The 9,953-nt window shown below is 46.3% G+C and carries 9 protein-coding genes; all 9 read left to right on the top strand.

Going from position 1 to position 9,953, the window contains the following annotated elements:
• Nucleotides 1–150 precede the first annotated feature (150 nt).
• The gene (gene xseB / locus HYR79_04960; GenBank protein MBI1821042.1) at nt 151–387 is read left to right on the top strand and encodes an exodeoxyribonuclease VII small subunit; all 237 of its coding nucleotides are present in this window, start codon (nt 151–153) and stop codon (nt 385–387) included.
• A 17-nt stretch (nt 388–404) separates the two neighbouring features.
• The gene (locus tag HYR79_04965; GenBank protein MBI1821043.1) at nt 405–1,295 is read left to right on the top strand and encodes a polyprenyl synthetase family protein; all 891 of its coding nucleotides are present in this window, start codon (nt 405–407) and stop codon (nt 1,293–1,295) included.
• A gap of 2 nt (nt 1,296–1,297) precedes the next feature.
• The gene (locus HYR79_04970) at nt 1,298–3,226 is read left to right on the top strand and encodes a 1-deoxy-D-xylulose-5-phosphate synthase (GenBank protein MBI1821044.1); all 1,929 of its coding nucleotides are present in this window, start codon (nt 1,298–1,300) and stop codon (nt 3,224–3,226) included.
• Between the two features lie 227 nt (nt 3,227–3,453).
• Nucleotides 3,454–4,212 carry a TlyA family RNA methyltransferase gene (locus HYR79_04975; protein ID MBI1821045.1) on the top strand — a complete coding sequence of 253 codons (759 nt, stop codon included), beginning with the start codon at nt 3,454–3,456 and terminating at the stop codon, nt 4,210–4,212.
• 385 nt (nt 4,213–4,597) lie between these two features.
• Nucleotides 4,598–5,530, top strand: a complete 933-nt coding sequence (locus HYR79_04980) for an NAD-dependent epimerase/dehydratase family protein (GenBank protein ID MBI1821046.1) — start codon at nt 4,598–4,600, stop codon at nt 5,528–5,530.
• Between the two features lie 160 nt (nt 5,531–5,690).
• On the top strand, nt 5,691–8,048 hold the full coding sequence (locus tag HYR79_04985; protein ID MBI1821047.1) for a hypothetical protein: 2,358 nt from the start codon (nt 5,691–5,693) through the stop codon (nt 8,046–8,048).
• Entirely contained in the window at nt 8,048–8,545 is a 498-nt protein-coding gene (locus HYR79_04990) for a type II secretion system protein (protein MBI1821048.1), read from the top strand. The genes HYR79_04985 and HYR79_04990 overlap by 1 nt, the downstream gene beginning before the upstream one ends.
• 164 nt (nt 8,546–8,709) lie before the next feature.
• Nucleotides 8,710–8,964, top strand: a complete 255-nt coding sequence (locus HYR79_04995) for a hypothetical protein (protein ID MBI1821049.1) — start codon at nt 8,710–8,712, stop codon at nt 8,962–8,964.
• A gap of 56 nt (nt 8,965–9,020) precedes the next feature.
• A partial coding sequence (locus HYR79_05000; GenBank protein ID MBI1821050.1) for a patatin-like phospholipase family protein occupies nt 9,021–9,953 on the top strand: 933 nt, incomplete at its 3' end.

The raw sequence follows: 9,953 nt of genomic DNA on the forward strand, positions 1-9,953 counted from the left end.
GATTAATAAGTGGGTGCGAAGTCTATCGCTGGTCTTGGGTTCGCTTCGCTCGCAATGACAACTTTCTATCGCTGTTCTAGGGTGGGATCTAACCCTTGATTATATTAAGGATTTTAGTATAATAAACTTCAGTCTTAAAATGGGAAAGAAATGAGTGAATTGAAATTTGAAGAAGCGATGGCCCGTTTGGAAGAGATCGTGAAAAGCCTCGAAAAAGGGGATCTTTCTCTGGATCAGGCGATGTCTTCTTTCGAAGAAGGGGTTGCTTTGTCTAAAATCGGTCTTAAACATCTGGAAGACGCGGACCGAAAAGTTGAAATTCTCATTCAAAGCTATAACGGACAAAAGAAAATTGAGCCGTTTAATACTCCAGACCTCCAGGAATAATTGTCCCCCAAGTTGAAATGAACTTTAAAGAATATTTTGAAGACCATCAGAAGCAAATCGATAATACCTTAAGGAAAATTCTTCCCCCTGTTAATACTTTTCCAGAACAACTTCATGAAGTCATTCATTACTCTCTTTTCGCTGGGGGAAAACGGCTCCGGCCTGTCTTGGTGTTGGCCTCCTGCGAAGCTGTGGGAGGCGTGAGCGAAAAATGCCTGCCGTTCGCGGGCGCGGTGGAATTGATCCACACCTATTCCCTGATCCATGACGACCTTCCCTCCATGGACAATGATGACTATCGAAGAGGCTGCCTGACTGCCCATAAAAAATTCGGAGAGGCAAACGCGATTCTTGCGGGGGACGCCTTGCTGACCGAGGCTTTTTACATTCTCTCCTCGTTTTGCAAATCCGAAAAAGAAAAAGCATTGGGGTGCCAGATCATTCAGGATTTAAGTTTTGCCGCCGGGAGCCGGGGAATGGTGGGAGGCCAGGTGCTTGACCTTGCTCTTCAGGGCAGGAAAGAAGTGACTCCGGAAATGCTGCAGAGGCTTCATCAGCATAAAACCGGCGCTTTAATTTCGGTGTCCGTCCGCATTGGAGCTCTCATTGGAGAGGCGACAGATCAACAGCTTAAGGCTTTAGAGGCCTACGGCCAGAGGGTGGGGCTTGCTTTTCAAATTACGGATGATATTCTGGATATCGAAGGGACTCAGGCAGAGCTTGGCAAAAGTGTCGGTAAAGACAAAACAGCCCATAAAACAACGTTTCCTGATGTGATCGGCCTTGACGGGTCTAAAAAGCTTCAGAAAGAATTGGTCGGCCAGGCGCTGGATGCTTTAGCGATTTTCGACCGCCAGGCGGATCCTCTCCGTGCCATTGGCCGGTATAGTATCGAAAGGAAGAAATAAATATGAAACTATTGGATCAGATTTTATTTCCTTCCGATTTAAGAAAATTATCCCGGGAACAGCTCCCGTTGGTCGCCCGGGAGATTCGGGAAAGGATCATAGAGGTCGTCTCTGTGAATGGCGGGCATTTGGGGGCAGGCCTTGGGGCTGTGGAAATTACCCTGGCGCTTCATTATCTTTTTAATACTCCGGAAGACCGGATCGTTTGGGATGTCGGCCACCAGGCTTACCCTCATAAGATTTTGACCGGCCGAAATGGTCTTTTTAATACGATTCGTCAATTTAACGGGATCAGCGGGTTTCCTAAACGCGGTGAAAGCATCTATGATACCTTTGGCGTTGGACATGCGGGCACCGCTATTTCTGCCGCTCTGGGGATGGTTGAAGCCAGAGACCAGAAGGGTTTAAAACATAAGGTGATCGCCGTCGTCGGCGACGGAGCGCTGACCTCGGGTCTTGCCCTCGAGGGTTTAAATCATGCCGGCGCCCTGAGAAAAGATATGATCGTCATTTTAAATGATAATGAAATGTCGATCTCAAAAAATGTGGGAGCGATTTCTGCCTATCTCAACAGGCTTTTGACGGGAAAAATGTTTACCGCCTTGAAAAAAGAAACGGAGTATATTTTAAAAAATATTCCGAAAATCGGCGAGCCGATGTTCAAGGTAGCCAAGATGGCGGAAGAGGGGATGAAGGGCCTGATCGGGCCCGGTATTATTTTTGAAGAACTTGGATTCCATTACATCGGTCCTATAGATGGACACCGCCTGGATCATATTTTATTGACCCTGGAAAATATCAAGCAGCTTTCCGGTCCATTTCTTCTGCATCTTGTTACCAAAAAAGGGAAGGGGTATCCTCCTGCTGAAAAAGAGCAGGCGGCGTTCCATGGAACTTCCGCGTTTCATATCGAAACCGGAGAGCCTAAAAAGAAATCGACGATGCCGACCTATACCAGAATCTTTGCTGAAACGGTTGTTTGCCTGGCCCAAACCGATTCGCGTATCGTTGCCATTACCGCGGCCATGCCGGAAGGGACAGGTTTAACGCGGTTTCAAAAGGATTTCCCCGAACGGTTTTATGATGTCGGGATTGCGGAACAGCATGCGGTGACCTTTGCGGGAGGGTTAGCGGCCGAAGGGATGCGTCCCGTCGTGGCGATTTACTCGACTTTTCTTCAGCGGGCCGTCGATCAGATTATCCATGATATCTGCATCCAGAACCTCCCGGTTTTATTCTGCCTGGATCGGGCCGGACTGGTGGGAGAGGACGGGGCAACCCATCACGGCGTATTTGATATGGCTTTTCTTTCAGCGGTTCCACAGATGGTGGTCATGGCGCCCAAGGATGAAAATGAGTTCCGGCGGATGATCAAGACGGGAATAGAATGGGAAGGCCCTTCTGCGATTCGTTATCCCCGTGGAGAAGTGGTCGGGGTGAATTTAGATGATGAAATTGTTTCTTTACCGGTCGGAAAGGGGGAGGTCCTTCTGGAAGGTTCCGACCTTTTTATTCTGGCCATTGGGTCAATGGTACAGGAGGCCTTGCGGGCAGCGGAAATGCTGGCCAAGAAAGGGATTTCAGCCGGGGTTTTCAATGCCCGATTCGCAAAACCATTGGATCGGGAAAAGATTCTTGGAATCGTTCGTAAAACACCCTGGCTGGCGACTTTGGAAGAACATGCTTTAGCCGGAGGCTTTGGCTCAAAGGTCCTGGAACTTTTACAGGAAGAAGGCTGTTCCCCAAAAATTCTTCGAATCGGAATTCCCGACCATTTTGTTGAACAGGGCAGTCAAAAAATACTCAGGGAAAATGCCGGTTTAGATGCCCAAAAAATCGCTTTAAAAATTGAGAAGTTTTTCAAAAGAAATGAGTTTTGCGAGGTACAAATTGCTGAGGGGAACCCTCAGGGTTCTGGAATTCATCCGTAACAGGCTGTTGAAAAAGCCTCATTTGCTGCGTTCTCGTTGCTCGGCAATCCTCACAGAAGAGGATAAAAGCATAGCTTCGCTGCGGGAACGCTCGCGAGCAAGCTTTGTGGCTCCGGGTTGCCTCGCTCCTGCGGCTTGCGACCCACCCGCAAAAGCTTGCATGCAGGAAGTCCCCGAAGGGGGCAACTGAGGCTTTTTGAACAGCCTGAAGAAAGTGAAGTTTTCTCATGAAGACGTCAGCTTTACCTAAAAAGAAAAGGCTGGATCAACTTCTTGTTGAAAATCATTTGGTTCCCAGCCGGGAAAAGGCTCGTCAGCTCATCATGGCAGGCGCTGTTTATATTAAAGGATCCCGCGTGGATAAACCGGGCACCCTGATTTTTCCTTCTGAAATTGAAATCAGGGGAAAAGTCATTCCTTATGTCAGCCGCGGGGGCGTAAAACTTGAACAGGCGTTAACCGCCTTTAATGTATCTCCTCAGAAAAAGACGGTTTTGGATGCCGGGGCGTCTACTGGAGGATTTACCGATTGTCTCCTTCAGAAAGGGGCCGTTAAGGTTTATGCGGTTGATGTCGGTTACGGTCAGCTTGCCTGGAAATTGCAAAAAGACCCGAGGGTCGTGCGAATAGAAAGAGTGAATGTCAGGTATTTAGAGCGGGAAAAAATTGGTGAAAAAGTCGATCTGGTGGTGATCGATCTCTCATTTATTTCATTAACTTTAGTTTTAGAGCATCTATCGAAATTCTTAAAGCCGGATGGCGAGATGATTGCCCTCATCAAACCTCAGTTTGAAGTTGGAAAAGGGGAAGTGGGGAAGGGGGGCATTGTCAGAGATGAGAAATTGCGTCAAAAAGCGGTCCAGAAAATTGAAAAGTTTAGCGCTGACCTGGGGTTTCAATCGGCCGGCGTTGTGGAATCTCCGATATTAGGACAAAAAGGAAACAAGGAATTCTTAATCCATTTAAAACGCTCATCAAATCAATAGAAAAGGGCGCACGACGTAACGATTCAGTCACGGTTTGTCAAGTGCCTGGAATGCCATTCCCTCCGACGCCGACGAAGTTATCCGTATCTCTGGATTTTACATTAGGGTGGGATAAACGAACTTCGCCGAAGTCTCCGTTAACGGCACACCAGGCGCTTTCGCGTGTATCGCCCCGTTTTACTGAAGGGTTACTGCATGACAAAACGATCTCACAATTTTGTCGAGTAAGCGAAGCATCCGGCTATGCCGGTGTGTGGCGCGGGGTTCAGGGGCATTTGGAGGCTCCAAGCTTGCTTTGGGAGCGAGTCTACAGCGGACATATGGTTTTAATCATTTCTCCGGACAGGCCCCTGAATAGTAATATCAGAAAGGGGTTTTTAGAAAAGTGAAAGTTTTGGTTACCGGTGGCGCTGGTTTTATAGGTTCTCATATTGTCGATCGTCTTATTTTTGAAGGTCATGAGGTCGTCGTGGTCGATAATCTGTCGACCGGGAAGAAGAGGAATATCAACAAAGAGGCAAAATTTTACAAACTGGATATCCTTCATTCCAAACTGGAAAAGATTTTTAAAAAAGAAAAACCGGAAATGATCAGCCATCATGCCGCGCAAATTGACGTCCGAAGGTCTACGGATGATCCCCTGTTTGATGCCCAGGTAAACATATTGGGGCTAATTCATTTGCTCGAATGCGGGGTGAAATATGGCAGCAAGCAGGTTATTTTCGCTTCTTCAGGCGGTGCGATCTATGGAGAACAATATCAGTTTCCCGCGTCGGAAACCCATTCGACCTGCCCGGTAAGTCCTTATGGAATCAGCAAGCTGGCCGGAGAAAAATATCTCTATTACTATAAACAAAATAGAGGCCTCGAATATGCCTGTCTTCGATACGCCAATGTGTATGGGCCCCGGCAGGATCCCTTTGGAGAGGCCGGGGTGGTCGCTATTTTCACCCAGAAATTGCTGAGGAAAGAACAGGCGATCATCAACGGCAACGGGATGCAGACGCGGGATTATGTTTACGTCGATGATGTCGTAGAGGCCAATATGGCCGCCATGCAGGCCAGGCCTCTTCATACGGATACCTTTAACGTTGGAAACGGCGTGGAGACCTCGGTGAATCAACTCTATAAAATGCTTCAGGAATTAACAGAAAGCACGACTAAAGAGATTCATGGACCTGAAAAAAGAGGGGAGCAGATACGGAGCTGCCTCGCCTCTTCTAAAATTCAAAAATTGCTGGAATGGGAGCCAAAGATCCCCCTTAAAACAGGACTTCAAAAAACCGTCGAATACTTCCGTGCGTTATTAAAGAAATAAGCGAAGCAACTGGCTTTGCCAGTGACGGACTTGGGAATGGTCGTAGTTAGACCGAGCGGAGCCTCCGAGCTTGCTTTGGGAGCGGTTTAGCAGCGTACATAAGGGGTTAAGTTACAGGCATCGTACGGGCCCCTGAATATAAATAAAACGAAAGGCTAATATGAAAAAAACTTTGCTTATTTGTCTGGTCGCGTTTTTCTTCCTGACCTCCTGCTTTCCTTCCAAAGAAATGAAGAGCGCGGACCAACGGGCTCAGGAGGAAAATTGGGACGAGGCCTTTGAATTGTACAAGGAAGAACTTCGCGGGCATCCCGACGATCAAAAACTTCAAGGCAAGCTTAATGAGGTGAAATTAAAAGCAGGCCGCGTTCATTTTTTGAAGGGAAAGGAACTCCTTAAATCAAAGAAATTAGACGAGGCTATTCAAGATTTCAAGAAGGCGGTGGCTTTTAATCCCGAAAAAATAGAATATCAAACGGGCCTGATCGAAGCGGTACGTTTTAAGGAATCTGAAGACCATTTTCAGGCAGGGTTGAAACTCTTGAAAGCGTCTCATTTGGATCAGGCGGAAGAGGAACTGGATAAGGCCCTTTCCTTGAATCCCGAGAATGAACCGGCTAAAGAAACGCTGATCAAGGTCAGTGTTGCCAAAGAAACGCTTAAGGATGAAGGGGGTGAACTTTCGTTAAAATCAAGTCAGCCGATCACCTTAAAATTTCATAACGCCAGATTAAAAGAAGTTTTTGAACTCCTTTCAAAAACCGCTGGAATCAACATCCTGTTTGATAAAGACGTCAGGGATGATAATGTGACCATTTTTGTAAAGGACGCGACCTTTAAAGAAACTCTGAGCTTGATTTTAGCGACAAATAGTCTTTTTATGAAACGAATCAGCGACGATACCATCCTGATTATTCCAAAAACTAAACAGAAGGTGGATCAATATCAGGACTTGATGATCCGCACCTTTTATCTTTCTAACGCGAAAGCGAAGGATGTTGTAAATTTATTAAGAACGATGCTTGAAATCAGGCGCATCCATGTCAATGACGATTTAAATTCCATTACCCTTCGGGAAACACCGGACAAAATAAAACTTGCCGAAAAGATTATTGAGTCCAATGACCGGAAGGGGGCGGAGGTCATGCTGGAATTAGAGGTTCTGGAGGTTCAAGAGTCGGGAAAACTGAAGTATGGTTTTAATTTTCCAAAAAATAACATTTCCATGCAAATGGGAGGCAATACCGCTACAGGAAATACGACCCAGTTTACGCCCGGGACGATTGATTTAGGGACCCTTAAGAACCTTAATGATCAAGTTTTTCAGTTTATCATTCCGAGTGTGAATGTCGATTTTCTGAAAACAGAGTCGAACGCAAAGACGCTGGCAAATCCAAAGATCCGCGTTTTAGACGGGAAATCCGCAAAAATTAATATCGGCGATCGCGTGCCGATTTTGCTGAGTTCCACGACCGCACCCGCCGCTGCGGGCTCAAATGTGCAATCGACGACTTCAACCTCCACCGAATTTAAAGACGTCGGTATAAAATTATCGGCCGAACCGACCGTTCATCTTAATAATGAGGTCACGATAAAACTCAACCTTGAAGTCTCTTCGCTTGGAGAAAAAGTTCAGTTGGCCACGGGAGTAGAACAATTTCAGTTTGGGCAAAGGGTGGTGGAGACCTTTTTAAATTTAAGGGATGGAGAAACCGCTGTTATCGGGGGTCTCATGAGGGATGATAATCGAAAATCGGCGAGTAAAATTCCTATTTTGGGCGATATCCCGATCCTTGGCGTCTTTTTTTCGGGGGTGGAAAAAGCGAAGTCAAGAAGCGATATCGTGTTAACCATTACACCTCATATTCTTCATGGAGTTGAAACACCGCCGAAAGACCTTCAGGTCTTTTGGTCCGGAACCGAGGAAAGTTATTCAACCAAACCTTTGTTTTCGGATTTTCCTTTAGTTGGAGATGTCAAAAGGGAAACCGGAGAAGGGGCTATAAGGCCGGAATTATCGGGGACACCGCCCCTTCCTCCGACTCCATTCACTTCGAAAGGAGGGGATGAAATCACCGCGCAAACCCCGGCCGAAAACAGGGCCGTCGCGACTTTGCAGGTAACCCCGCCATCAGGCCAGGTTTTTGAAGGTCAGGAAACCAATCTGGATTTGGTCGTCAACGGCGTAAAGGATTTATCGGAAACCGATATTACGCTAAATTATAATCCGTCAGTTCTTGACTTAAAAAAAGCGGTGGAAGGAATTTTTATGAAAAGTGATGGAAAGCAAACCTCTTTTGTCACGTCGGTCAATGTGCCAATGGGCACCATTAACATTCATCTCCTTCGGGTGGGAGATGTTGAAGGAAAAACCGGCGGCGGCACTATAGCGACCCTGACTTTTCTTGGGAAAAGAAAAGGCGAGAGCCTTATCCAGTTAAAAGATGTTCGTCTTCTCAATTCTGGAAAAGGCGTCCTCCAGGTCAAATCAAACAGCGGTGTCATAAAAGTGCAATAATGCGGAGCGAGGGTCGGTTTGATCAGTCATCAAAAGGTTTGACGTTGCTGGAACTCATGATTACCTTGACGATCATCATGATCCTGGCCTCCATTGTTTTACCTTTTTCAAAGATGGCCGCGCGCAGGGCGAAAGAATTTGAACTGCATCAAACCCTTCGCTTAATGAGAGAGGCCATTGATGAATTCCATCAGGATTATTTGACTGTTCCTTACAAAGGAACCGTGATGGCCAACGATGTCGCCGGGGAGTCCGGGTATCCAAAGTCGCTGGAGATTCTCGTAAAAGGAGTTAAAAACCCAAAATCATCAAAAGAAACAGTTAAACGTTATCTGAGAAAAATCCCCGTCGACCCGATGACCCAATCGACAGACTGGGGATTCCGCTGCAATTCCGATGAACCGAATTCTGAAGAATGGTGTAAGGACGACGTGTACGACGTTTACACAAAAAGTGATGGAGTGGCGATGGATAAAACCAAGTACCGGGACTGGTAACCTATCACGTCATTCTGTGATTAAATTCCTAAAATATCAGGGGTTTTACAAAAAATTCCATTCATCATTCCCGAATGTTTTTATCGGACTTTGACGTTACCCTGACTCACCCCTACTGCAGGATAAAACAAATGAGGTATAATTAATAATAAAAGGAGACCCAAATGGCAAAAAGTGAAGCTGTGGACAAAAAAGTGGCAAGATTGAAGAAAAAATTAAACTCGGTCATCCAATCCGTCGAGGGAAAAGAGGGTTCAAGGGAAACGGTCCGTCTCTGGCATAAGAGGTTAAAAAGATCCCAAAGGAAGAAAAAATCCGTCGAAATGAATATCCTTCATATGAAGAATAAAAAGACAAAAAAGAAAACGGGAGAAGAAGCCAAAGAAGCTCCAAAAGCAGCAGAGGACTCAGCGGCCTAATTGGGGTTCGGGGGCATTGAGGGTGAATTTCTCGAAGGTCCCTGAATAGGGTGAGCATGGAAAATAATAAATCTTTTAAAATAGGCGTTGTTTTAGGGGGGGGTGGAACCAGGGGTTTTGCCCACCTCGGCGTCCTAAAAGTTCTGGAGGAAGAGAAAATCCCGATTGACCTCATTGCAGGCACCAGCTTTGGCTCTTTAGTCGGAGGGCTTTATGCCATCGAGCCCGATTCCGGCCTCATTAAAGAAAAAATTTTAAATTTCCTGAAGACGCCTTTATTCAAACATGCTCGTTTGGAGTTTTTAAAAGAAAACTTCACTCAGGTCAAAAACACCACCTTTATTAACCAGATCAAGTCCTATTTCAAAAGGGGCATTTTTTACGGCATCTCCTTAAATCGGGGATTTTTTATCAGCGCCAACGAACTTCAAAAGACCTTGAGCGGATTGATCGTGGATATCCGAATCGAAGAAACCAAAATTCCATTTATCTGCGTCGCGGCCGATATTCTGACAGGAAGGGAAGTGGTCTTTTCGAAAGGACCGATGAGAGAGGCGGTTGCCGCCAGTTGTGCCATCCCCGGAATTTTCCCTCCCGTGAAGATCGGAAATATGGAACTGATAGACGGAGGATGGGTTAACCGTGTTCCGATTGACCCGGCTTTAAGAAACGGGGCGACTTTTACCATCGCGATAGAGCCTTCGAATAACCTGGAACCTTCTGACCTCAACCGTGGCATTGAGATCGTGCTGCGTTCAAGCGATATGACACGGAATGTTCTAAGCGAAATTCAGCTCAGGCAGGCCGATGTTGTGATTCGTCCTGAAATAGGACATATTCATTGGGCGGAGTTTCATAGGGGGCTTGAATGCTACCTGGCTGGAGAAACGGCGGCAAAAAAAATGGTCGAAACGATAAAACGGGAAATCAGAAATAAACGGTTAAGGCAGTTCCTGTTGGGGAAACCCCAACCCTCAAACCTTTCAAAA

The organism is Nitrospirota bacterium, assembly GCA_016178585.1.
GTDB lineage: Bacteria > Nitrospirota > Nitrospiria > JACQBW01 > JACQBW01 > JACOTA01.

Bases quoted from the DNA above. Each gene is read 5' to 3' on its own strand.
- xseB (MBI1821042.1), top strand. From the start codon at position 151: ATGAGTGAATTGAAATTTGAAGAAGCGATGGCCCGTTTGGAAGAGATC.
- HYR79_04965 (MBI1821043.1), top strand. From the start codon at position 405: ATGAACTTTAAAGAATATTTTGAAGACCATCAGAAGCAAATCGATAAT.
- HYR79_04970 (MBI1821044.1), top strand. From the start codon at position 1,298: ATGAAACTATTGGATCAGATTTTATTTCCTTCCGATTTAAGAAAATTA.
- HYR79_04975 (MBI1821045.1), top strand. From the start codon at position 3,454: ATGAAGACGTCAGCTTTACCTAAAAAGAAAAGGCTGGATCAACTTCTT.
- HYR79_04985 (MBI1821047.1), top strand. From the start codon at position 5,691: ATGAAAAAAACTTTGCTTATTTGTCTGGTCGCGTTTTTCTTCCTGACC.
- HYR79_04990 (MBI1821048.1), top strand. From the start codon at position 8,048: ATGCGGAGCGAGGGTCGGTTTGATCAGTCATCAAAAGGTTTGACGTTG.
- HYR79_04995 (MBI1821049.1), top strand. From the start codon at position 8,710: ATGGCAAAAAGTGAAGCTGTGGACAAAAAAGTGGCAAGATTGAAGAAA.